The 22,977-nt window shown below is 75.5% G+C and carries 17 protein-coding genes; 8 read left to right on the top strand and 9 right to left on the bottom strand.

What is annotated here, in order from left to right:
• The 4 genes from ACIA8Q_RS00840 (at window position 1) to ACIA8Q_RS00825 (ending at window position 7,844) form a co-directional block, all read left to right on the top strand.
• Entirely contained in the window at window positions 1-1,176 is a 1,176-nt protein-coding gene (locus ACIA8Q_RS00840) for an acyl-CoA dehydrogenase family protein (RefSeq protein ID WP_360221562.1), read from the top strand.
• Window positions 1,177-1,202: 26 nt separating this feature from the next.
• Window positions 1,203-2,999, top strand: coding sequence for an AMP-binding protein (locus ACIA8Q_RS00835; protein ID WP_360221560.1), 1,797 nt, complete (start codon window positions 1,203-1,205; stop codon window positions 2,997-2,999).
• Between the two features lie 76 nt (window positions 3,000-3,075).
• A complete protein-coding gene (locus ACIA8Q_RS00830) occupies window positions 3,076-4,863 on the top strand; it encodes a non-ribosomal peptide synthetase (RefSeq protein WP_360221559.1) in 1,788 nt (595 codons plus the stop codon).
• Window positions 4,860-7,844: a condensation domain-containing protein gene (locus tag ACIA8Q_RS00825; protein ID WP_360221556.1), complete on the top strand. Its 2,985-nt coding sequence runs from the start codon at window positions 4,860-4,862 to the stop codon at window positions 7,842-7,844. Before ACIA8Q_RS00830 ends, ACIA8Q_RS00825 begins: the two co-directional genes overlap by 4 nt.
• 151 nt (window positions 7,845-7,995) lie before the next feature.
• On the opposite strand, the gene ACIA8Q_RS00820 is transcribed toward ACIA8Q_RS00825, so the two are convergent.
• From ACIA8Q_RS00820 to ACIA8Q_RS00805, 4 genes are all read right to left on the bottom strand, one after another.
• The gene (locus ACIA8Q_RS00820; RefSeq protein ID WP_396316507.1) at window positions 7,996-8,304 is read right to left on the bottom strand and encodes a hypothetical protein; all 309 of its coding nucleotides are present in this window, start codon (window positions 8,302-8,304) and stop codon (window positions 7,996-7,998) included.
• 107 nt (window positions 8,305-8,411) lie between these two features.
• Entirely contained in the window at window positions 8,412-9,863 is a 1,452-nt protein-coding gene (locus tag ACIA8Q_RS00815; RefSeq protein WP_360221547.1) for a hypothetical protein, read from the bottom strand.
• 70 nt (window positions 9,864-9,933) lie between these two features.
• Window positions 9,934-10,854, bottom strand: coding sequence for a hypothetical protein (locus ACIA8Q_RS00810; RefSeq protein WP_396316506.1), 921 nt, complete (start codon window positions 10,852-10,854; stop codon window positions 9,934-9,936).
• A 385-nt stretch (window positions 10,855-11,239) separates the two neighbouring features.
• On the bottom strand, window positions 11,240-13,117 hold the full coding sequence (locus ACIA8Q_RS00805; protein ID WP_363363913.1) for a TnsA endonuclease N-terminal domain-containing protein: 1,878 nt from the start codon (window positions 13,115-13,117) through the stop codon (window positions 11,240-11,242).
• A 237-nt stretch (window positions 13,118-13,354) separates the two neighbouring features.
• Between ACIA8Q_RS00805 and ACIA8Q_RS00800 the strand changes: the two genes are divergently transcribed.
• The 3 genes from ACIA8Q_RS00800 to ACIA8Q_RS00790 all read left to right on the top strand — a co-directional run bounded on the left by ACIA8Q_RS00800 (window position 13,355) and on the right by ACIA8Q_RS00790 (window position 16,943).
• Window positions 13,355-14,893: a DNA adenine methylase gene (locus tag ACIA8Q_RS00800; protein ID WP_360215811.1), complete on the top strand. Its 1,539-nt coding sequence runs from the start codon at window positions 13,355-13,357 to the stop codon at window positions 14,891-14,893.
• A gap of 113 nt (window positions 14,894-15,006) precedes the next feature.
• Entirely contained in the window at window positions 15,007-15,837 is an 831-nt protein-coding gene (locus ACIA8Q_RS00795; RefSeq protein ID WP_360215808.1) for a maleylpyruvate isomerase family mycothiol-dependent enzyme, read from the top strand.
• A 353-nt stretch (window positions 15,838-16,190) separates the two neighbouring features.
• The gene (locus ACIA8Q_RS00790) at window positions 16,191-16,943 is read left to right on the top strand and encodes an alpha/beta hydrolase family protein (RefSeq protein WP_396316505.1); all 753 of its coding nucleotides are present in this window, start codon (window positions 16,191-16,193) and stop codon (window positions 16,941-16,943) included.
• A gap of 74 nt (window positions 16,944-17,017) precedes the next feature.
• Here the strand turns inward: ACIA8Q_RS00790 and ACIA8Q_RS00785 are convergent, their stop codons facing one another.
• The 3 genes from ACIA8Q_RS00785 to ACIA8Q_RS00775 form a co-directional block, all read right to left on the bottom strand.
• Window positions 17,018-17,716 (bottom strand): hypothetical protein, encoded by a 699-nt coding sequence (locus ACIA8Q_RS00785; protein WP_387900384.1) that lies wholly within the window; start codon window positions 17,714-17,716, stop codon window positions 17,018-17,020.
• 142 nt (window positions 17,717-17,858) lie between these two features.
• Window positions 17,859-18,059 carry a hypothetical protein gene (locus ACIA8Q_RS00780; protein WP_360215799.1) on the bottom strand — a complete coding sequence of 67 codons (201 nt, stop codon included), beginning with the start codon at window positions 18,057-18,059 and terminating at the stop codon, window positions 17,859-17,861.
• Between the two features lie 109 nt (window positions 18,060-18,168).
• Entirely contained in the window at window positions 18,169-19,065 is an 897-nt protein-coding gene (locus ACIA8Q_RS00775) for a LysR substrate-binding domain-containing protein (RefSeq protein WP_360215796.1), read from the bottom strand.
• Between the two features lie 65 nt (window positions 19,066-19,130).
• Here ACIA8Q_RS00775 and ACIA8Q_RS00770 point away from each other — a divergent pair, with 65 nt between their 5' ends.
• Entirely contained in the window at window positions 19,131-19,916 is a 786-nt protein-coding gene (locus tag ACIA8Q_RS00770; RefSeq protein WP_396316504.1) for an NAD(P)-dependent oxidoreductase, read from the top strand.
• A 124-nt stretch (window positions 19,917-20,040) separates the two neighbouring features.
• Here ACIA8Q_RS00770 and ACIA8Q_RS00765 read toward each other — a convergent pair whose 3' ends face one another.
• A complete protein-coding gene (locus ACIA8Q_RS00765) occupies window positions 20,041-21,060 on the bottom strand; it encodes a YdcF family protein (protein ID WP_360215790.1) in 1,020 nt (339 codons plus the stop codon).
• A gap of 275 nt (window positions 21,061-21,335) precedes the next feature.
• On the bottom strand, window positions 21,336-22,859 hold the full coding sequence (locus tag ACIA8Q_RS00760; protein WP_360215787.1) for a hypothetical protein: 1,524 nt from the start codon (window positions 22,857-22,859) through the stop codon (window positions 21,336-21,338).
• Window positions 22,860-22,977: the final 118 nt, after the last annotated feature.

The raw sequence follows: 22,977 nt of genomic DNA, 5'->3' as shown, positions 1-22,977 counted from the left end.
GTGACCGCCCCCTCCGCCGTCCTGGAAGACGGCCACCGCGAACTCGTCGAGGCCTTCGAGAGCTTCGTCCGCCGCGAACTCGTCCCGCTGGCCGCCGAACTCCCCGAGACCGCCGACGAGATCCCGTCCGACCTGCGGGCCTACGTCCGCAAGCGCTCCGCCGCCCTCGGCTTCTACGCCGGCGACTACCCCGAGGAGCTCGGTGGCGCCGACATGCCGTTCACCGCCGTCGTGCTGCTGCACCACGCCGCCGGACGCAGCGGCTGCCCGCTCGCGCCGTACGCCCTGGCCGGCTCCGACGGCCCCAGCCCGCTGCTGCGGCACGGCACGCCCGAACAGATCGAGCGCCACCTCGTCCCGCTGGTGCGCGGTGAGCAGACCCGCTGCCTCGCCCTCACCGAGCCGCACGCCGGCTCCGACGCGTTCCGCCTCACCACCACCGCCGTGCGCACCGCCGACGGCTGGGTGCTCAACGGGCGCAAGACCTTCGTCAGCAACGCCGGCCACGCCGGCATCGCCCTGGTCGTCGCCGCCACCGACCTCGGCGACGGCGCCGGGCCCACCGCCGGCGCCACCGCCTTCGTGCTCCCCATGGACCAGCCGGGCCTGCGCCTCGGCCAGCGCTACGAGGGCATGTCCGGCGAGCCGCTGTTCGAGCTGCTGCTCGACGGCGTCACCGTCACCACCGAGGCCGTGATCGGCGGCGAGGAGGGCGTCGGCGCGGCCACCGCCCTCGCCATGGACAGCCTCTCCCGGGGCCGCCTGGTCGTCGCCGCGATGTGCAACGGCATCGCCGAGTACGCGCTGCGCGTCGGCCTCGAGTACGCCCGCGAGCGGCGCGCCTTCGGCCGCGTGATCGGCGAGTACCAGCACGTCCAGGAGCACCTGGTCGCCACCCGGGCCGAGGTGGAGTGCTCCAAGCTGCTCACCCTCGCCTGCGCCCGGCTCGTCGACGAGGGCACCGAGGCGCCCGAGAACGCGGCGCTCGCCAAGCTCACCGCCTCCGAGACCGCCGTCCGCGCGGTCGACCGCTCGCTCCAGGTGCACGGCGCCACCGGCTGGGTGCGCGGCCACCCGCTGGAGTTCCTGTACCGCTACGTGCGGATGACCACGATCATCGAGGGGACCTCCGAGGTCCAGAAGGTGATCGTCGCCCGGGCCATGGGCCTGAACTGACGAACCGTCGAGACCTGGAGACGATGATGGAAAACCTGAGCATCGGGTACGGCCGTCCGCACCAGGACGGTGCGGTCCTGGACCTGTTCACCACCTGGGCGCACCGCACCCCGGACGCCCCCGCCCTGATCGACGGCGCCCGCACCCACAGCTACGCCGAACTCGACCGCCTCGCCGACGCCGTGGCCGACGAACTGCGCGACCGGGTCCGCCCGGGCGACCTCGTCGGCGTCTGCCTCGGCCACTCGGCCGCCCTCGCCGCGGTCACCCTGGCCACCGCCAAGCTCGGCGCCGTCCACCTGCCGCTCGGCCCCCGCCCCGGCGAGCGCCGGCTGCAGGCCGTCGCCGAACAGCTGCGGCCCGCCTGCCTGGTCGGCGACCCGGCGGTGCTGCCCGAGGGCGAGCACCGGACGCTGGACCTCGACCTCGGGGACACCCCCGTCGCCGTCGCCCTCGTCCCCGGCGAGCAGGTGCAGGTCCCGGCCGGCACCCACTACGCCGTCCTCACCTCCGGCTCCACCGGCACGCCCAAGGCCGTCGCCGTCGGGGAGCCCGCGCTCGGCGCGCTGCTCCAGTGGTACCGCGAGCTGGCCGGCCTCGGCCCCGGCGAGCGGCACAGCCTGCTGATCGGCGTCGCCTTCGACCCGCACGTGATGGAGCTGTGGGCCACCCTCACCTCCGGCGCCGCGCTCGTCGTCGCCCCCGAGGCCGTCCGCTGGGACTCCGGTGCGCTCGCCGACTGGTGGCGCGAGGCCGGCATCACCGCCGCCGTCCTGCCCACCCCGCTCGCCGAGCCCCTGCTGGCCCGGCCCTGGCCGCGGGGGCTGGCGCTGCGCCACCTCACCGTCGGCGGCGACCGGCTGCGCCGCGCCCCCGGCCCGGACGTCACCGCGACCGTCCACAACGCCTACGGGCCCGCCGAGGCCACCGTCACCACCACCGTCCACACCATGGCGCCCGGCGGCGACCACGGCACCGGCGCCCCGCCGATCGGGCTGCCGATCCCGGGCGCGGTCGTCCTGGTCACCGACCCGGACGGCCGGCCGGTGCCGCGCGGCGAGGCGGGCGAACTGCGCATCGGCGGCCGCGGCCTGGCCGCCGGCTACCTCGACCCCGAGCTGACCGCCCGCCGCTTCGTCGGCGTGCCGGCCGGCGTGGAGGGCGTCGACCGGCTCTACCGCTCCGGCGACCGGGTGGTGATGCGGGCCGACGGCGTCCTGGAGTTCCACGGCCGGCTCGACGACCAGGTCAAGGTCAGCGGGGTCCGGATCGAGCCCGCCGAGGTCGAGGCGGCCTTCGAACGGGACGGGCGGGTGCGCCGGGCCGTGGTCGCCGCCGCGACCTCGGCGGGCGTCACCCGCCTGCTCGCCTACGTCCAGACCGCCGCGGGATCCCCGGCGGGCGGCGCCGAGGACCTGCTCGCCGCGGTGCGGCCGTGGCTGCCGGAGCAGGCCGTCCCCTCGGCCGTCCGGATCGTCGACGCCTTCCCGCTGGACGCCAACGGCAAGGTCGACCGGGCCGCCCTGCTCGCCCTGGAGGAGGAGCGGGCTGCCGCGGCGCCGGACACCGAGGACGGCGACACTCCCACCGAGCGCACCGTGCTGCGGCTCTGCCGCGACCTGATCGGCCGAGCCGACCTCGGGCCGGCGGACAACTTCCTGGCCGCGGGCGGCAACTCGCTCGCCGCCGCCCGACTGCTGGAGGCCCTGGAGGCCGAGTACGGCGTCCGGCTGCGGGCACCCCTGGTGCTGCGCCAGCCCGACCTGCGGGCCGTCGCCCGGCTGGTGGAGGAACGGCGGCCGACGCCCGCCACCACCGCCTGACCGTCCGCCCGCAAGCACCTCCTGCGCAGGGCGCCCCGGCCGGCTCACCGGCCGGGGCGCCCGGAAGGGAACCACCATGCCCACCGCCACCCTCCCGGAACTCGTCGCCCGGCACGCCCAGGAGCGCCCCGACGCGCTCGCCGTGACCGACGGCGACACCGCCCTGACCTACGGCCAGCTCCTCGACGCGTCCGGCCGGCTGGCCGCCGCCCTGGCCGAGCGGGGGATCGGCCCCGGCAGCGCCGTCGGCCTGCTCTGCGCCCGCTCCACCCGCCTGGTCGTCGCCCAGCTGGCGATCTGGCGGGCCGGCGCCCACGCCGTCCCGCTCGACCCCGGCTACCCGCGCCCGCGCATCGCCGAGATGACCGGAGACGCCGGCGCCCACCTCGTCCTCGGGGACAAGACCCTCCTCGCCGAGGCCGGGCTGCCCGAGGAGCGCACCCTGGTGCTCACCGAGCACGGCGCCGAGACCGCCGCCCGCCCGGTGAGCGCGCCCGACGCCGCCGACCCGGACACCACCGCCCTGCTCTTCTACACCTCCGGTTCGACCGGCCGGCCCAAGGGCGTCCTCGTCCCGCACAGCGCCGTCGCCGACCTGGTCACCGCCGCCGACGCCGTGCCGCTCGGCCCCCGCGACCGGGTGCTCTTCCACTCCACCGTCAGCTTCGACGCCTCCACCTTCGAGGTGTGGGCCCCGCTCGCGCGCGGCGCCGCCGTCGCCGTCTCCCCGGCCGACCGGCCCACCGCCGAGGACCTCGTGCGCGACGTCGAACGGTTCGGCGTCACCACGCTGTTCATCACCACCGCGCTCTTCCACCACCTGGCCGCCCGGCAGTCCCGGATCTTCGGCGTGCTGCGCACCCTGGCCGTCGGCGGCGAGGCGCTGTCCCCCGAGTACGCCGGAGCGGTGCTGCGCGCCTTCCCCTGGCTCGAACTCCTCAACGTCTACGGGCCGACCGAGGCCACCACCTTCACCACCCTGCACCGGATCACCCCGGCCGACTGCACCGGCGGGCCCGTCCCGATCGGCCGGCCCTTCGGCGGCGCCCGCACCCTCGTCCTCGACGAGCGGCTCGACCCCGTCGCGCCGGGCACCGTCGGCGAACTGTGGATCGCCGGCGACCGGCTCGCCCGCGGCTACCTCGACCGGCCCGAGCTGACCGCCGAGCGCTTCCGCGACCTCCCCGGCACCGGCCGCGCCTACCGCAGCGGCGACCTCGTCCGCCAACGCCCCGACGGCGCCCTGGAGTTCCACGGCCGTACCGACGACCAGGTCAAGGTCCGCGGGTTCCGGATCGAGCCCGGCGAGGTCGAACACGCCCTGCTGCTCCTGCCCGAGGTCGCCGAGGCCGCCGTCGTGGTCCGCCGCGCCGGCCACCCCGACGCCGCCCTCACCGCCTGCCTCGTCCTCGCCGAGGGCAGCCGCGCCGCCGCCGACACGCTCCGCGCCCGCCTCGCCGACCGGCTCCCCGCCCACCTGGTGCCCACCGCCTGGCACGTCCTCGACGCGCTCCCGCTGACCGGCAGCGGCAAGATCGACCGCCGGGCCCTGGCCGCCGCGGACGGCGACACCCCGGCCGGCGGTCGGACGGCCGCCCCGCTCACCCCGATCCAGCAGGCCGTCGCCGACGCGTGGAGCCGCGCCCTGGAGCGACCGATCACCGACCCGGGCGCCGACTTCCTCGCCGAGGGCGGCCACTCGCTGCTCGCCATGTGGGTCGTCGACGACCTGCGCGAGGACCTCGGCGTGGAGCTCTCGCTCGCCGACTTCCTCGGCCACCCCACCGTCGCCGGGCAGGCCGACCTGCTCGAACGCGCCCTGCGCGCGGCGCACGACCACACTGCGGAAGGAGCCGCCCGATGAACGCCACCGAGCACCCGGCCGACGGGCAGCCGGCCGACGGGTACCCGATCGACGGGCAGCCGGCCGATGGTCAGCCGGTCGATGGTCAGGCGACCACGCCGCGTACGGACACCACGCCGTCCCCGGCCCCGCAGGCCGCCGGCGACCAGGCCGACCAGGCGGACCTGCTGCGCCGCGCCCGCCGCAACCGCCCCGCCGCCGCGCCGCGCCCGGCCGCCCCGGAGGACGGCCCCGCCCCGCTCTCCCACGCCCAGCAGCGGATGTGGCTGATGGAGCACCTCGGCCAGGGCGGCGCCCTCTACAACGTCCCGCTCGCCACCCGCCTGCGCGGACCGCTCGACCCCGCCGCGCTCGCCACCGCCCTCACCGGCCTCACCGAGCGCCACGCCGTCCTGCGCACCCGGTACGGCAGCCACGGCGACCAGCCCCACCAGCAGACCGACCCGGTCACCCCCGTGCCGCTGCGCACCGTCGACGCCACCTGGGAGGACGGCGCCGGCAACAACGCCCCGGCCCTGCTCGCCGCCGAGGCCGCCCGCCCCTTCGACCTCGCCGCGGGGCCGGTGCTGCGCGCCCTGCTCCTGCGCCACGGGCCGCAGGACCACACCCTGCTGCTGACCATCCACCACATCGCCGTGGACGGCGGCTCGCTGCCGGTGCTGGCCGCCGACCTCGCCGCCCTCTACGCCGCCGCACGCGACGGCCACGCCCCCCGACTCCCGCAGCCCGGGCCGACGTACGCCGAGTACGCCCGCGGCGAGCGGGCCCGCGACGCCGAGCTCACCGCCGCGGCCGACGCCCGCGCCGCCCGGCTCGCCGGGGCCCGCCCGCTGCCGCTGCTGCGCCCCGTCCCCGCCGGCGCCCGCGAACGCCGGGCCGCCCTGCACACCGCACCGCTCACCCCCGCCACCGTCGAGGGGCTGCGCCGGCTCGGCGCCCGGCACGGCGCCACCCTGTTCGCCGTCGTCCTGGCCGCCGCCTTCGCCACCCTCGCCACCGCCGCGGGCCGCACCGACCTCACCCTCGGCTGCGCCAGCGGCCAGCGGCTGCGGCCCGAACTGCGGCGCACCGTCGGCCTCGGGGTCAACACCCTCGCGGTGCGCACCGACCTCGCCGGCGACCCGACCTTCACCGACACCCTCGGCCTGGTCCGTGCCGCCCTGCTCGACGCCCAGCAGCACCACGAGGTGCCCTTCGACCTGGTCGTCGAGCGCCTCGGCAGCGCCGCCCGAGGGGCCGACGGCACCCCGCTGCTCTCCGTCAGCTGCGACCTCGTCCACCCCGCCGAGCCGCTCACGCTGCCCGGGCTCACCAGCGAGAACGTCGAACTCGACCTGGGGCTCGCCAAGTTCGGCCTCGCCCTGCTGGTCGAGGACGGCCCGCAGCCGCGCTGCCTGGTCCAGCACGACCGCGACGCCCTGGACGAGGCCACCGCCGGGCGGCTGCTGGACGCCTTCGCCCGGCTGCTCGGCGCCGTCGCCGAGGACGCCGACCGGCCGCTCTCGGCGCTCCCCGGCGCACTGCTGGCCGGCGCCCCGCACCCCGTCGTCAGCGCGCTGACCGCGGACCCCCGGGTGGTCGAGGCCGCCGTCGTCGAGGCCGCCGACGGCCCGCCGCTCGCCTACGCCGTGGTGCGCGGCCCCGTCGCCCCCACCGGCAGCGAGCTGCGCGCCGCCCTGCGCCGCCACCTCGCCCCCGGCCGACTCCCGCGCGCCGTCACCCTGGTGGACGCGCTGCCCCGGCTGCCCGACGGCACCCCCGACCGCGGCCGGCTGCCCGGCGCCACCCCGGCCGCCCCCGACGCCCGCGGCCCGCTCGACACCGTCCGGACGGCCTTCGGCGAACTCCTCGGCACCACCCCGGGAGCCGACGGCGACTTCTTCGCCCTCGGCGGCCACTCCCTGGTCGCCGTCCAGCTCGCCGAGCGCCTGCGCACCCGCACCGGACTGCCGCTCACCGGCCTGGACGTCCTGGAACAGCGCACCCCGCGCGCCCTCGCCGCGCTCCTCGCCACCCGCGAGGACGAGCGCCGCGCCGCCCGCGCCCGCACCGGGGCCCGCCCCGGCGCGAGCGCCCGCTCCCGGGCCGGCACCGTGCTGCTCACCGGCGCGACCGGCGGCGTCGGCGCCGCCGTCCTGCAGGAACTGATGGCCCAGGGCCGCCCCGTCCGGGCCCTGGTGCGCCCCGAGTCCGCACACCTGCCGGCCCTGCACGGCGCCGAACTCGCCGAGGGCGACCTCGCCGACCCGGACAGCCTGCGCCGCGCGGTCGAGGGCGTCGACGCCGTCATCCACGCCGCCTGCACCTTCACCGAGCACGCCGTCGACCTCGCCGCGATGCGCGCCCTCGTCGAGGGCTGGCGCGGCGGCCCGTTCGTCTTCGTCAGCAGCATCGACGCCTACGGGCGGCCGGCCGGCACCGACGTGGCCGAAGGCGGCCCGACCGGCGAGCCCGTCAGCCCCTACGGGCAGGCCAAGCTGGACTGCGAGCGGATCCTGTTCGAGGCCGCCGCGGCCCCCGACCGGGGCCCGGCCACCGTGGTGCGCGCCCCGATCGTCTGGGGCCCGCACCAGCGCCTGCGCGACCAGCTCCGCTGGGGCTCCACCGGCGCCCTCTACCAGGCCGCCCTGGCCGGCCGCCCGATCACCCTGCCGACCCCGGCGCCCGACGGCCGCCCCGGCTGGTACGGCGCGTCCTGGGTGCACGCGGCCGCCCTCGCCCGCGCCCTCGCGGCCTGCGTCGGCGAGCCGAACCCGGCGGCCGGGCGGATCGTCAACGCCGTCAGCGGGCACGTCTCCTGGACGGACTTCGGCACCGAACTGGTCCGCCTGCTCGGCTCCGCGAGCCCGCTCGACCTCCGGCCCGACGCCGACCCGGAGCTCCGCCGCCCCTGGCACTACCGCGCCGAGGCCCTGTCCGCAGCGCTCACCCCGGAGCCCGGGGAGGACTGGCGCAGCGTCCTGGCGGCGATGGTCGGCTGACCCCCGCCCACCCGGAGCCGCCACCCGGCGGCGGCTCCGGGCGGCTCCGGGCGGCAGACCGGGTCGCCACAGCCCGGATCCGGGCCCGCGCGCACGGGTGTCCCGGCGGGGTCTGTGTCCGGTGGACACAGGGGTCCGAACCGGTGTGCCCTCAGGGGGAGTCGAGTCGGGCGAGGGCCGTGCGGAGGTCGGCGGGCGTCGCCCCCAGGCCGTACTCGTGCCGGATCGAGCAGGACACGTCCCGGACCCTCAGGTAGCGGGCCCGCCACTCCTCGGGTGCGGTGTGGCGGGGGTGGCGGGAGACGGCCAGGTCCAGCTCGTCCAGGGCGCGTTCGAGGTCGGCCTCGACGCCGGGGCCGTCGGGGGCGGCGAGGTGGCGCTCGAGCGCCGCGCAGAGGCGATCTCCGGCCTCGACCAGGCCCGGTGGGGGCGCCGTCACCTCGCCATCGCCGTCGATCATCCCCCGAGCCTAGCCTCGACGGCCCGGGCCCGGGGCGGCCGTCCGGATGTGCCGGTGTGCCCGGTACGGGGGTCCGTACCGGGCACACGGGGTGGGGGCGGGGTGGGTCAGATGGTGAGGTCGAAGGAGACGCCGGTCGCGCCGCCCGGGGTGCCGGGGATGACGCCGTCGTGCCAGCCGGAGGCGTCGGTGTAGATCTCGTGCAGCGTGCCGTCGATGACGGCCTCGATGACGCGGTCGCCGGTGTTGTTCTTGACCTTGACGGAGACCGAGGTGATGGTGCCGCTGATGCCGGGGACGACGTTGTCGCGCCAGGTCGTGCCGTCGCTGTAGATCTCGTGCAGCGTGCCGTCCACGACGGCCTCGATCACCCGCTGGCCTGTGGCGTGGTTGATGGCGAAGCCGAGGGTGCTGATGTTGCCGCTGACACCGGCGACGGCACTGTCGTGCCAGCCGTTGGTGTCGGTGTAGATCTCGTGCAGCGCGCCGTTCTCGACGGCCTCGATGACGCGGTCGCCGGACGTGGTGTACGCGAAGCCCAGGGCGCTGATGTTGCCGCCGACACCGGGGACGACGCTGTCGTGCCAGCCGTTGCCGTCGGCGTAGATCTCGTGCAGCACACCGCCCTCGACGGCCTCGATCACCCGCTGTCCGGTGTTCGGGTTGTAGGCGAAGCCCAGGGTGTCGATGGTGCCCGACACGGGCACGGCGCTGTCGTGCCAGGTGCCGCCTTCGGTGTAGATCTCGTGCAGGGCGCCGTTCTCGACGGCCTCGATCACCCGCTGACCGGCCGGGTTGTACGCGAAGCCCAGGGTGGTCAGGTTGCCGACGCCGGGGACGGCGCTGTCGTGCCAGCCGTTGGCGTCGGTGTAGATCTCGTGCAGCGCGCCGCCCACGATCGCCTCGACCGTCCGGTTGTTGGCCGACGGCGCGGGCGGCGGCGTCGTCGGGTCGTCGACGATGTTCTTGTACCGCAGCGCGGTGTAGCCGCTCATCGGGTGGGAGGAGAGCGTCGAGGCGTTGAGGTTGCCGTCGGTGTTGTAGTTGGTCGGCCGGCTGCGGCTGCTCTCCTGGTAGTAGTTGAACGTGCCGGCGTTCTTGTCGCGCCAGCCGGCGAAGATCACCACGTGCTGGTCGCTGTTGAGCACGTCACCCGGCTGCATGTCCCACTTGTTGATCGCGTTGGCGTACGACGGCAGGCCGCCGGTGTTGGGACTGTCCTTCAGCTGCCAGGCCATGGAGACGAGTCCGGAGCAGTCCTGCCGGTAGCGGCCGCCGGTCTGTGCGTCCGACCACCAACTGTACGGCGCCTGAAGGCCGTTGGAGCTGTACGGGACGTACTGGTCGACCCAGTCCTGCGCCCGGGCTATCACCTGGCTGCGGGTGACCTGACCGCCGGGGGCCGCGTTCTTGCCCAGCGCGCCCGTCGAGGTCGAGCTGAACGAGATGCCCTGGACGCTGTCGGCGTGGGCGGGAACGGTGGCCAGCACCACGGAGGCGATGCAGGAGGCGGCGAGCACGCCGACCGTGCGGCGGGAGGTCGACTTGAGCACAGACATGGGGAGTCCTTGGGTGGAGGGTCGGGTGGTGACGCGGTGGGACGAGACGGAGGGGCGGCTGCGCACGGGATCAGCCCTTGGGCCCGAGGGCCGCGACGGCGGCGATCACCGAGGCGTCGGTGCCGGTGTCGTGGGCGGGGCCGGGCCGCTCCTGCAGCTCGTCGAACTGGAAGAGGGTGAGGTCGGCGCCCTGCTGGAGGGCGTAGACGTGGTTGGTCTGCAGGTCCGGGGCGGACAGCCCGCCGGCTCCCGTCCAACGGCGTGACCAGGAGGTGCCGTCGGGGGTCTGGGCGGTGCGGGCGACGGTCGCGTCCTGGGCGACTCCACGCTCGGCCTGGAGGCGGCGGGATGCGTCCTGGCAGCTGCCCATGTCGGCCAGCAGCTGACGGTAGGCGGCCTGCGCGGCCCCGGGCGTGGGGAAGGCGAACAGCTGCTGCCCCGCGGGATTGCGGGCGGCGCTGAGGTAGCCCTGCTGCTGCCAGGTGACGGCGCCGGAGACGCTCGTGCACTCGTTGAGGGTGATCGTGCGACCCTTCACGTCCTGGCTGGCCAACGGGCCGTCGGGCTTCCAGCCGAAGGACGGGGCGATGGGCAGCGCGGCGAGGCCGGCCGGGGCGACGGCGGCGGTGAGTGGTGCGGCGGTGCCGGCCGGGCCCTGCGGCACCGGTACCGCGGCGGCCGGGGGCGTCGGTGTGGCGGTCTTCGGTGCGGGGGCCGACGGCCGTGCGGCCGACGGTGCCGTGGCCGTAGCCGCAGTGCCGGTCGGTGCCGGTGTCGGTGCCGACGACGGCGTGGTGGCCGGAGGCGTCTGGGTGGTCGTGGGTTCCGGGGCCCCGGTCGGATCCGCCGCCGTCCTTCCGTCCGCCGCGGCGTTCGTGGTTGCCACGGGAGCGCCGACGCCGGACACCGCGGCCTCGCGGGTGTCCGCCTGGGCGGCGGCGCAGCCGGCCACCACCACGGCGGTGCACAGGGCCAGGGCTGCCGACGACACGGCGGTGAAGGTCGAGCGTCGAGGGCGTGCGGGCATGACGGCTCCCGGAACGGAGGGGGGACAGGGGTGGCGGAGGCGCCCGCATTCGCGCGGTTGACGCCTCGCCCGGTGCCGCCCGGGCGGTGGGCCCTGGTGGCGATGACTACTGTCGTCGCAGCTCAGCGCGGGTGGAAGGGCCTCCGACTGGACGGAAGCGGTACTGGACGGATCCGTCCAGCGGCAGGGTGGCGCGGACCTGGAAACGGCCCGACCGCCCTTCCGGGGCGGGAGGGCGGTCGGGCCGTCGGAGGCCGGTGCCGGGGTGACGGTGCGCGGGTTACGCGGAGCGGGGGACGGGGAGCGGGCGCGGGTTACGCGGAGCGGGGGACGGGGAGCGGGACGGGGGTCAGTTCGGGAGGGGCCGGGTCGGGCGGGTGGCGGGGGCGTCGACGATCGAGTCGGTTCCGGAGCCCCGGCCGGCGGTGGCAGGCGTGCCGGTCGTGGCCGTCGCGGCGGCACCGGCGCTCAGCCGGAACGGCCGGGTGCGCCAGTCCCATCCCTGGCTCAGTACCAGGGCGGTGAAGTCCAGCCAGGGCGGGCGCTGCCCGCCGACCGCGGCGACCACGTGCGGCCAGCCCAGCACCGCTCCCTCCGTCAGCAGCGGGCCGATCCGGTCGACGAGGACCGGGTCCGGTCGGTGTTCCTCGATCAGGGCACGGCTACGGTGCCCGTCGGTGACCAGCAGGCCCCAGCCGCGCTCGCGGCACAGCCCCTCCAGGGCGCGGTACTTGGCGATGTTGACGGCGGTGGCCATCTCGAAGAGCGCCTTGACCTCGACCAGGACGCAGCGCCCGTCGGCGGTGGCGACGAGCAGGTCGGGGAAGTAGGTGCGGGCGCGCCCGTCGAAGTCGTAGCCGATGGCCAGCGGCTGCTCCTGGTAGTAGGCGATCTGCGGTGCGTGGGAGAGGAGTTGGATCAACTGGAGCTCGGGATCCGACTCGTACGCGACGTCCCGGCCGAGCTTGGGGCAGTGCCAGGAACCGGAGCGCGGGTCCTCGTCGTGGGCCTGGCGCAGTGCGGTCAGCTCGCTGCGCGGGGGAGCGCTCCCGGGTGCGCCGAACCACCGCACGAACTCCGCGAGGCGCTCCCACCGGGCGAAGGCCCGTTCGACGCGCTTCTGCAGGGTGGCCTCGCGGCGCTGTGCGTCGTGGCGCAGCGCACGGACTGCCACGGCCCGCGCCGCGAGGTCGTCGGCGGGTGCCCTGCGGACCCCGGCCAGGGCGGCCAGCAGGGCGACGGCCTGGCGCGGTGCCAAGGACGGCACCAGGACCTGCGCCAGGTCGAGCATCCGCTCGGCACCGGACGGACCGTCGTCCTCGGGAAGGGGTCCGTCCAGCCGTCCGAGCCCGGCGAGGAGGGCGCGGAGCCGGGCGATGGCGGGAGCGGTGCTGCGGGCCATCGCGCGCACGGCCCTGTTCTGCAGCTGGCGGACGCGCTCGCGGGAGAGCCCGTGGGCGGCACCGATCTGCCCGAGGCTCTGGGCCTCGTGGTCGCCCACGCCGAACCGGCGGGCCAGGATCCGGCGGTCGCGTTCCCCGGGGATCTCGTCGACGGCCGCGGCCAGCAGCTCGCGCAGGATCAGTGCGGTGTCCTCGTCGTGCCCGGCGACGGCGCTCCACGGCGGGTCGAGCGTGGCGGCGCCCGGGCATCGGCACTCCAACGACCAGTCTTCCAGGAGCAGTTGACCGGTCTCCCGCCACAGGCGCCGTCCGGCGTCCAGGCGGACCGCCTCGTCGACGACGGCGAGCGTTGCGAGCGCCGGGCGGGCGAGGAAGACGGCCCGGCGCTCGGGGGCGAGGGCGTGCCCGGTCAGCTGCTGCCACTGGGCGAGGACCTCGGCCGCGGCGGGATCCGGCCGGTCCGGTGCGGCGGGCGCGTCGTGCCCGGGCCCGGGGTCCCGGTCCGTGCCGCCGGGCCCGCGGTTCCAGTCCGTGCCGCCGGGCTCGCGGTCCCTGTCCGTGCCGCCCGGTTCGCCGCCCCGGCCCGCGCCGGCGGCGTCCGGCCCGGGGGAGGAGGACCTCACCCACCGCAGCAGCTCCTCGTCGGTGGCCCCGGCGAGCGGCACGTGCCGGGCCAGCCGAGCGCGGATCGCGCCGACGGTGCGGCCGTGCCGGGCGGCGAGTCCGTCGAGGCCCAGGCCCTGCCGCGCCCCCTCCAGCAGCCGGGCGTCCTCCGCGCCGTCCCACGGCTGACCCGACCTCGGACCGGTCGAACGTTCCTGCACAGTCCCCCCACGGCTCGTGACAACAGGCTGGAGTATGCCCCGGCGCGCGCCCTTCCGCGCACGCGGGAGCCGTTGGCCCCCGTCCACCCGGCCGGTGCCGTGATACCCGTTCCGCTCCGCGCGCGCGGCTTCTAGGGTCGGTCCTCGGACCCCCGTCGCCCCGCGGACGCGGGTCCGAAGACGGACCCTCGGGTCGTCTCCCACGCATGACCGGGGTTCGGACTCCTGAGGGGGATCATGCACATCCACTGCGACCGCTGCGGCTTCGAGCGCGACTACACCGGGGCGATGAACCAGGACGGCGTCCCGTGCGCCGTCTGCGTCCACGGCCGGATGCGCAACGGCGTCCCGGCGCGCGGCTTCACCGTCGTCCAGGGCGTCCCCGTCCCGCGCGACATGCAGGTCCCGTACGTCCCGTTCGGGACGGGCGAGATGGACGACCCGACGAGCTTCCACTACTTCGCCGCCGGGAACGGCCGGGCGTACGAGGCGTTCGTCCGTGCCAACAGCTGCTACGTGGGCCGGATGACCAACCTCTGGATGCCCGAACCGGGGCGCTTCGCCTGGCTGTCCCCGTACACCGGCAACATGCACAACCGGGCGCACTTCACCCAGCTCGTGATCGCCCGCGTCGCCCGGGCCAAGTTCACCGACAACGGCGGGAGGTTCCCGCGGCTGATCGAGCCGTTCGTCGGTTCCGGGCAGGTCTTCCTCAACGCCACCGCCTTCGGCCCCGGCCTCAACGACGGTATGCGGCTGTTCCGTTCGGTCGTCGCCGGCGACCTCAACCCGTACGTGCTCGGCGCCTACCGGGCGCTGGTGGAGCACGGCGGCGACTTCGTCAGGGAGTACGGCGAGCGCGCGGCCCGGTGGGACGAGGCGCCGGCGGACACCTACCGCCGCCTGCTGGACCACCTGGAGGCCAACGGCCGGCGGGAGATCGCCGAGACCGACGCCTACCCGGTCTCCGCCCGGCGGTCCGTCAGCGCCTACATCTGGCTGGTCAACCGCTGCACCCGCGGGACCAAGCTCTCCGAAGGCGGCGGCGTGCAGGGCACGTTCAACCCTGAGGCGGGCCGGCGCCTCGCCGCCATCCGCGCCCGCGAGACGGCCACGCTCACCGCGATCGCCGAACTCTGCGGCACCGCCGGCATCGAGGACTTCGCCTGCCGCGACTTCCGGACGACGTGCGACCTCGCCGGCCGTGAGGACGTCGTCTTCCTGGACTGCCCGTTCCCCAAGTTCAGCAACTCCGTCCCGCCCGGCTTCCTGGCCAGCCCCGAGACCTTCGGCTCCCAGTCCGCCGCCACCTACGGCACCGGGAACGACGGAGCCGCGTTCCAGACCAGCATCGTCGCCGCCGTCCGCGAACTCGTCGAGCGCGGCACGACCGTCCTGGTCTGCAACTTCGCCAACCCCGGCCTGGTGCAGGCCTACGCGAGACTCCTCGGCCGCCTCCCGGACGGCGCCGAGGCCCGCCACTACACGTACACCTACCGCTCGCCCACCACGACCAGCGAGGCCTACCAGCTGACCCTCCTGCCGGGCCGCGGCAACCCGGCGGTCGCGCTGAGCCCGCAGCGGATCCTGGCCGACTGGGTGCGCGCCGGCGGCGACGACGCGCTGAACGAGGAGTTCTTCCGGGACACCGGCGTCTTCGCCATGGAGGAGGACGAGGACGACGTCCGCCACGCCCGGCGCGAGCAGCTCCGCCAGGAGGCCCAGACCGAGTACGTGGTGAGCGGCGACGAGGACGAGTCCTTCGACGACGTCTGACGGGCGTCGGGACACCGGCCGGTGTCCCGCACGCGGAGCAGCGACGACGCACGGCCGCCCCGCCCCGCCACGGCTCTGGACAGGGCCGCCGGAGTCGGTCAGTCTTCACCACCATGACCCTCCCGCTCCCGCCCCACGGCCCCGGCCGCCGCCCCGGCGACGCGCGCGTCGCGCTCTTCGAGGCGCTCACCGCGGTCGGCGACGAGACCGTCGCCCTGCTCGCCGGCTGCCGCGGCGACACCCCGATACCCGGTGCCGAGTGGACGGTCGCCGAGGCCGCCGCCCACCTCGCGATGGCCAACGAGCTGATGGCCGCCCTGGCCGCCGGCGAGGAACGCCCTTACGGGGACGGCACCCCGGGCTCGCTGGCCGCGGCGAACGAGGCCTCGCTGGCCGCCCGCCCGGAGCGGGACCCGGACCTGCTCGGCGCACAGATCGCCCGGTGGGCACGGGAGTTCACGGCGGCGGCCGGCCCCCGCGCCGGCACCGAGCCGGTGCGGACCCCGCTCGGCCCGATGGACCTGGACACCCTCGGCGCCTACCTGCTGACCCACATGCTCGGCCACCTCTACGACATCGCCGTCGCCCTCGGGCGGCCGCACCCGATCGACCGGCACCGGGTCGAGCTGGCCCTGCCGTTCCTGCGCACCGCCATGCCCCGGGTCACGGACGCCCGCACCGCGGCCGGTCACAACGCCTGCTACCGGCTGCGGATCCGCGGCCTGCGCGGATTCGCGGTGACCTTCACCGACGGCGCGGCCGTGGTCACCCAGGAGCCGCCGCGCCGGCCGGACTGCACGATCCTCACCGAGCCGGTCGCCTTCCTCCTGATCGCCCTCGGCCGTTACACCGCCACCGCCGCCCTCACCCGCGGCAAGGTCCTCGCCTGGGGCCGCCGCCCCTGGCTGGCCCCAGCCTTCCCCCGCCTCTTCGCAGCCCCCTGACGGCGGTCGCCCCCTGACGGCGGCCGCCCGCTGACGGCGGCCGCCCGCTGACGGCGGCCGCCCCCTGACCGCGACTGCCCGCTGACCGCGCGGCTTCGGCACCACGCTACGGAGGTTGTCCCCACCCCGGATCCGGGTGCCGTCGCCATGCCCGTCGGCCCCGTGCGGGAGAAGGATCGGAGCACTGACACACCGGCCATGGGGGCCCGGACACGGTGCTGGAGGACAGGGTGACAGGTACGGGGATCCACGCGCGGGCGGTTCGGACGAGGGAAGGACACCGGAGAGTCGGAGCCACCGGGCCGTCGGCACTCCCGCTGCTCCCGTTGCGGGCGCTGCTCCCGCTACTCGGGTTGCTGGCGGCGCTCCTGGCGCTCCTGGCACCCACAGCCGTCGCTGCACCGTCCGCGGCCCCGGCGGCCCCGGCGGCCCCGGCGGCCCCGGCGGTCGCGGCAGCCGGGGCGGGTGATCCGGCGCGGTCGGAGGTCTCGTTCGCGAGCGCCGACGGCACCGTGCTGCACGGGGTCGTGCTGGCCCCGCCCGCACCCTCCGGCACCGGTGGGCCGGGCCTCGTGATGGTCGGCGGAGCCGGCCCCGGTACGGTGACCGACCTGGAGGACGCCGCGGCGGCGTACGCGCGGCGCGGCGTCACGACGCTGGTCTACGACAAGCGCACCGCCGGCTACTCGACCACCCGCCGGGACTACGGGAAGCTCGCGGACGACGCCCTCGCCGCCGTCGCGGCGCTGCGCTCCCGTCCGGGCGTCCAGCCGTCCCGGGTCGGTCTCTGGGGGCGCTCGGAGGGGGCCTGGGTGGGGGCGCTGGCTGGATCGGCGGCCACCGTGGGCGCGCTCGGCTACCTGCTGTTCCTGGCGGTCACCGCCGCACAGTTGACCGGGCCGGTGCTGCTCGGCCGCCCCGTCGTCTGGGCGGCCCTGCAGCTGTGCGCCGTCTTCGCCGTCGGCGCGTCCGGCCTCGCCGCGGTCGGTGGCCTGCGCGGGCACCGCGCCCTGTCGTCCGGCTGTCGGGCCCGGCTCGGCCTGCTCCTGCTGTCCAGCGCGGTGTTCGTCCCGTGGGCGGGCTACTGGGGGCTCCTGCTGCCCTGAGGTGCCGGAGTCCGGCCGGCAGGTCGGCTCGCGGGCCGACGGCCCCGGCCTCCGTCGCCGGGGCCGCGTCCCGCTCACTGCAGGATGTTGATCGCGCGGGCGATCACCAGGGTGGCCACGATCAGGGAGGTCGCGGCCTCCACCATCATCAGCAGTTTGGCCCACGGCTTGATCGCGGAGACGTCGGTCGGGCTGAACGCGGTCGCCGTCCAGAACGACAGCGACAGGTAGTCGACGAAGCGCGGCACCCAGTCGGCCGGCGCGTGGCCCGTGTGCTGCATCTCGGGGAACACGAACGCCGGTTTCGTCGAGGGCCGGTGGGCGCGGGCGGCGGCGCCGCCGCGGTCCAGGTCCCAGTACCAGAGCGCGAAGGCGATCACGTTGGTCGCCCAGGTCACGCCGCCGGTGGCCAGCAGGCCGGTGGCGTTGTTGGCGAACAGCTTGTTGTTGGTCAGGATGTCGGAGACCAGGTGGACCCCGGCGTACAGGTTCGAGCCGGTGACGAAGGCGATCATGGTCTCGGTGACCACCCGCAGCCAGACCTTCTGACGGTCGATCCTCCCCGGGTCGCCGACGATCAGTGTCACCAGCAGGGTGAACATGACCACCGGGACCACCCAGACGGGGTCCAGCCGGTACGTCGTGGGCAGGGCCACATGGAGGAGCGCGGTGGCGGTGACGGCCGACGCCACAGGCCACCAGTGCTCGCCGCGCTCGGCGGCCTGACCGGGTGCCACCGGCGGCGGACCGGCCGGGTCGGGGCTTGCTCGCATGCCTCATTCTGACCTCGCCGCCCCGTCGGTGCCGCGCGGTGCGCCGCCCGACACGCCACGCGGGATCCCCGGGATGGCCCCCGGCGCCGGCGTTCCCCGGGCGCGCGGGTCCGGTCCGCCTCAGCGCCCCTCAGCCACAGCCTTAGTCACCGCCGCCACTGTTGGTGTTCCGCCTGATGCTCCGCCGCCGGTTCCGGCCGACCAGGCGCACCAACTCGCCAGCGGCGAGGGTCACGGTCGCCACGGTCCGGACCCACGGCGGCCCGCCGCGCTCCGCCCACACCACGCACACGCACCCGCCGACGGCGAGCACCAGGGCGCCCACCAGTACGAGACTGATCATGTTTCTTCCCGTCTCCGTCGTGTCGGTCGACACGGCTCCGCCGATCGTCTCAGCCCGCCCCGTGCAGGCCAAGCCCGACCTCGCGAAACGCCGCCGGCCGGGAGCTCCGCTACTGCCGTGCCTCCGCCGCCGCCCGCAGGAGGTCCGCGAAGGCCGCCGCCGCGGGCGGTGGGCGCTGCCCGCGCCGGGTGGCCGTGTAGACGTGCCGGACGGGCGTGTCGTCGGGGTGGAGGGGGACGAGGGCGAGGTCGGCGCGGGCGGCCCGGGCGGCGAGGGAGGGGATCAGCGTCGGGCCAAGCCCGGCGGCGACCAGGCCGAGTTTGGCGGTCCAGGCGGCGACGGCGTACTCGATCCGGGGCTGGAAGCCGCTGCGCAGGCACGCCGCGAGGAGGGTGGACTCGGCGTGACGGCTGGCGGCGATCCAGGACTCGTCGGCGAGTTCGACCAGGCGCAGGCGCCGTCGGCGGGCGAGGCGGTGGCCCCGGGGGAGTGCGACCAGTACGGGATCCGCCAGCAGCGGTTGCAGCTCGAACCGTTCGCGGTCGTAGGCGTCCTCCGCGTACGAGGCGACGACCGCGAGGTCGATCGTGCCGGTGCCGAGCAGGTCGAGCAGGTGCGCCGAAAGGCCTTCGGTGAGGCTGATCGCCACCTGCGGGTGCGCGGTGCGGAACGCGGCCAGGGCGCCGGGGACGAGGGCCGCGTTGGCGCTGTCGAAGGCGCCCACCCGGAGTCGTCCGGCGGTGAGTTCGGTGAGCGCGGCCAGGTCCCGCCGGGTGCTGTCGAGGCGGTCCAACAGGGCTTCGGCGTGCGGCAGCAGGGCGTGGCCGTGTTCGGTGAGCCGTACGCCGCGGGGCAGGCGGTCGAACAGCGGAGTGCCCAACTCGGCTTCCAGGGTGGCGATCTGGCGGGAGATCGCGGACTGGGTGAAGCCCAGCCGCTCACCGGCGGCGGTGAAGGAGCCGAGGTGTGCGACGGTGCGGAAGACGTCCAGCCAAGCCATGTCCATCCGGCATGGGTACCATGCGAGACATTCGTTTGTCGCCTGGGTGGTGACTGCCTAGCGTGGTGGCCATGAAGAAGATCGCTTTTCTGGGGCTGGGCCGGATGGGCCTGCCGATGGCCCGCCGACTCGCCGCCGCCGGACACCCGTTGACCGTCTGGAACCGTTCCCCCGGCCGTGCCGACGGCCTCGTCGAGGCCGCCACGCCCGCAGCGGCGGTGCGGGGCGCGGACGTCGTCGTCACCATGCTGTCCGACCCGCAGGCCGTCGCCGACGTGGCCGGGCGGTTCGTGCCGGAGCTGGCGCCGGGCACGCTGTGGATCGACATGTCCTCGATCGGCCCGGACGCCACCGCCGGGCTGCGTGCAGGACTCCCCGACGGCGTCGGACTGGTGGACGCGCCGGTGGTCGGCAGCGTGGGCCCGGCGGCGACGGGCGACCTGGTGGTGTTCGCGGGCGGCACGGACGCCGACCTCGACGTCGCGCAGCCCGTCCTGGAGCTGCTGGGCCGGGTGCGGCGCTGCGGCGGGCCGGGGTCGGGCGCGGCGTTGAAGGTGGTGGTGATCGGCGCGATCGTCGCCTCGGTCACGGTTGTCGCCGAAGTCCTTTCGGTGGCCGAGGAGTTGGGCGTGCCGCAGGAGCTGGCGCAGGGGGTGCTGGCAGCCGGGCCGCTCGCGGGGGTGGTGGCCCGGGCGCTCAGCACGGACGCGGACTTCCCGGTCCGCCTGGCCGCCAAGGACCTCGCCCTGGCGGGCGGCGGTCCGGTCCTGTCGGCGGCCCGCGCGGTGCTCCTGGCGGACCCGTCGATCGCCGACCGGGACCTGTCCGCGGTGGTGGGCTCCCTCCGCCGCGGGTAGGCGGGAGGCCGGACGGGTGCGCCCGGTGAAGGGAGCCGCCGCCGCGTGCGCATCCGGGTACCGCCGTGCGGCCGTACGAGGTCCGGGCAGGGGCCCGGGACGGGCGGTCCGGTGTCGGCGCCGGTCAGCTCCAGGCGGCCCGCGCCCCGGCGACGGCGAGTACCGCGCAGACCGCCAGGTTCGTGACGGGGTAGGCGGTCAGGACGGCGGCGAACTCCCGCAGCGTCGCATTGGGCCAGTAGTAGGCCGCCGTGGGGGCGCTGGCGGCCTCGCCCCGCACCCCGGCACGGCGCGCGGTGATGGCGGCCCGCAGCGCGTGGAAGTCATTGGTGACGACGACGCAGCGGTAGCCGGGCCGGAGCCGTTCCATCATGGCCCGGCTGAACTCCAGGTTCTCCCGGGTGTTCGTCGACGAGCGTTCCTGCACGATGCGCTCGCCCGGTACGCCGCGCGCCGTCAGGTACTCCGCCATCGCCTCGGCCTCCGAGAGCCGCTCGTCCGAGCCCTTGCCGCCGGAGACCAGGAGGACGGGCGTCCGCCCGCGCGCCGCCTGCGAGCGGACGAGGGCCAGGGCCCGGTCCAGCCGCGCCGCCAGCAGCGGCGGGACGGTGGATCCGTTCGTCAGCCCGGCCCCGAGCACGACCACGAAGTCGACCGGGCGGTGCGTCGCCACCCGCTGGTAGAGGAGCGCGTACCCGACGAAGCAGACGAGGAGGAACGACAGGTAGCCGGCCACCAGCAGGGCCGCGGTGGCCACGGCGCGGAAGGGGCCGTCCTCGGCGCGGGCGCACGCCACCAGGAGTCCGAGGGCCGCCAGGATCGCCGACCCGGCCAGGAGGGAGAGCAGGTTCGCCAGCCGGCCGCCTTCGGCGCGGACCATCCGGACACCGGTCGCCAGCAGGAGCCCGGAGACGACCACCGCGCTCAGCACCGCGCCGACGACGATGCCGCCCGTCACCGCCCGGGCCACCGGGCGGGGGAGGCGGTCGAGCTCGAGGGCCGCGCCGACCAGCAGGACCAGCGTGCACAGGCCCAGCAGGACTCCGTTCCCGAAACGGCGCTGGTCACCGCGGAAGCGTTGGACGAAGAGCAGCAGGAGCAGTACGGCCACGAGCCAGGAGAGGGAGAAGGGGAAGGCCGTCATGGTTCCTCGCAGTGTTCACGGTTCGAAGCACGGTTCCGGCGAGCGGGCTCGGACGGCGGGACCGGAGTCCACGCCGCCCGAGCCCGCTCGCGCAGGGACGCCCCGGCGCACGCGGTGGCGGCGGTCGGCGACGGCATGCTCCTGCCCCGGCCCCGCCGAGGCATGCGCCGGACGGTGCACCCTGCTACGTCTACCCCGGCACCGGCACCGCAGCACCCCTCGTCATCCGGCTCCGCACATGACCACCCGGACGGAACCCGGGCCGGAATGAGACCCTAGTCCTCCAGGCTCATCTCGTAGTCCGAGCCCTCGTTCTGGCGTTCCTCCTCGGACGCGTCGTGTGCGTCCTGGTAGGCCCGGTCCGCGGCGGTGAGGACGCGCTGCCGCGGGACGAAGAACTCCTGCTGCGCCACGTCGTCGCCGCCGCAGGCCAGCCAGGCGGGCAGCAGGGTGGTGGGGACGCGGGTGACGTTGGCGTTCCCGAGGCCGGGGAGGATGGTCAGCTGGTACGCCTCGCTGGTGGTGCTGGGCGAACGGTAGGTGTAGGTGAAGTACTTGAGGTCCTCGGTCGCCACGCCGTTCTGGACCAGCTCGGAGTACGCCCGGATCAGGCCCGGGTTCGCGAAGTTGCAGAGGATGACGGTCGTGCCCTTCGCCACCAGGGCCGCCGCGGCCTCCAGGATGGCCTTCTGGAGCGCGGCGCCGTCGTCCCCGACCCCGTAGGTGTGCGCGGCCTGCGCGTGGAAGGTCTCCGGCGAGGGGTGGCCGAGCGGGGGCACCAGGGTGGTGAACGCCGGGAACGGGCAGTCCATCACGACGACGTCGGTCGGCTCCGCCTCCGCGCAGGTCAGCCGGAAGTCCTGCCACTCGACCGAGAAGTCGACGGCCAGCACCTGGGCGACCACCGCACCGAGCCGTGCCCGCTCCCGCTCGCGCAGCTCGTCGAGCTGGTCCTCGGAGAGGCCGCGGGGGGTGCCGACCAGGCCGCCGGTGTCGGTGAGCTTGGTGCCGTGCACGCAGCGGTTGACCAGCCAGATGTACTTGAAGACGGTCTTCAGCACGTGCGCGGGGTCCGCGTCGGGGTCGCGGAGCACCGCCTTGCCCTCGTGGAGGTCGGTGATCAGCTGGTGGTAGATCAGGGCCTGGTCGTTGCAGTCCCAGATCACCGCCTGCTTGACGTAGCGCGTGACGAAGGAGGAGCCGTACTGCTGCATCAGCCGGTACGCGACGACCACGTAGTGGTTGAGGTCGCCCGCCAGGACGGACCGGAACAGCGGTATGCCGTCGTTGATCGCCTGGCCCCAGCAGGAGGAGTTGAGGAAGATCTGCCCGGATCCGACGAACGGCTCGATCAGCCGGGGCAGCCGGCCCTTGTTGTCGGCGAACTTGGCGCGGGCGACGTGCGCGAGCACCAACTGCGTGAAGTGCGAGCGGTTGTGCTTGTTGCCGGTGTACGGCGACAGCCAGCCGAACTGGTTCGCCCGCGGCACCGAGAGGTTGGTGAGCCGGCCGACGTAGCAGGTGCGCTGGCGGACGAACTGGAGGAAGGACTGGCCCGCGACGCCGGAGAAGTAGTTGAAGTCGCCCGGCGTGCCCATCTGCCCGGTGAGGACCGGTTGGTAGGCGGGGACGGGGAGGTTGAACGGCTCGGCGTGGAAGCTGTCCGTCAGGCGGTAGCCGCGGTCCGGGTGCCCCCGGCGCAGGTGGCCGGAGCCGCAGGCGCGGCACGGCTGGCCGTGCTGGTCCAGGGCGCCGGTGTGGCGGTGGATGTACCCGCAACGGTCACAGTGGTAGTACAAGGTGCCCCCTCGGGATCGAGCTGCCGGGCGGGAGCATGGCGGACCCGACTACACGGTCGATAAACGGTGGGGGTTCGGCGCAGGATCGGGCCCGGCCGGTTCGGGGGGAGCCCTGGAC

It is taken from the genome of Kitasatospora sp. NPDC051705 (assembly GCF_044453265.1).
Lineage (GTDB): Bacteria > Actinomycetota > Actinomycetes > Streptomycetales > Streptomycetaceae > Kitasatospora.
This window is presented reverse-complemented; position numbering and strand designations above follow the sequence as displayed.

What these genes read in the sequence shown, in the direction of transcription:
- ACIA8Q_RS00835 (WP_360221560.1), top strand. Translation starts at nt 1,203, where the DNA reads ATGGAAAACCTGAGCATCGGGTACGGCCGTCCGCACCAGGACGGTGCG.
- ACIA8Q_RS00800 (WP_360215811.1), top strand. Translation starts at nt 13,355, where the DNA reads ATGCACATCCACTGCGACCGCTGCGGCTTCGAGCGCGACTACACCGGG.
- ACIA8Q_RS00765 (WP_360215790.1), bottom strand. Translation starts at nt 21,060, where the DNA reads ATGACGGCCTTCCCCTTCTCCCTCTCCTGGCTCGTGGCCGTACTGCTC.
- ACIA8Q_RS00830 (WP_360221559.1), top strand. Translation starts at nt 3,076, where the DNA reads ATGCCCACCGCCACCCTCCCGGAACTCGTCGCCCGGCACGCCCAGGAG.
- ACIA8Q_RS00820 (WP_396316507.1), bottom strand. Translation starts at nt 8,304, where the DNA reads ATGATCGACGGCGATGGCGAGGTGACGGCGCCCCCACCGGGCCTGGTC.
- ACIA8Q_RS00780 (WP_360215799.1), bottom strand. Translation starts at nt 18,059, where the DNA reads ATGATCAGTCTCGTACTGGTGGGCGCCCTGGTGCTCGCCGTCGGCGGG.
- ACIA8Q_RS00770 (WP_396316504.1), top strand. Translation starts at nt 19,131, where the DNA reads ATGAAGAAGATCGCTTTTCTGGGGCTGGGCCGGATGGGCCTGCCGATG.
- ACIA8Q_RS00815 (WP_360221547.1), bottom strand. Translation starts at nt 9,863, where the DNA reads ATGTCTGTGCTCAAGTCGACCTCCCGCCGCACGGTCGGCGTGCTCGCC.
- ACIA8Q_RS00795 (WP_360215808.1), top strand. Translation starts at nt 15,007, where the DNA reads ATGACCCTCCCGCTCCCGCCCCACGGCCCCGGCCGCCGCCCCGGCGAC.
- ACIA8Q_RS00825 (WP_360221556.1), top strand. Translation starts at nt 4,860, where the DNA reads ATGAACGCCACCGAGCACCCGGCCGACGGGCAGCCGGCCGACGGGTAC.
- ACIA8Q_RS00785 (WP_387900384.1), bottom strand. Translation starts at nt 17,716, where the DNA reads ATGCGAGCAAGCCCCGACCCGGCCGGTCCGCCGCCGGTGGCACCCGGT.
- ACIA8Q_RS00775 (WP_360215796.1), bottom strand. Translation starts at nt 19,065, where the DNA reads ATGGACATGGCTTGGCTGGACGTCTTCCGCACCGTCGCACACCTCGGC.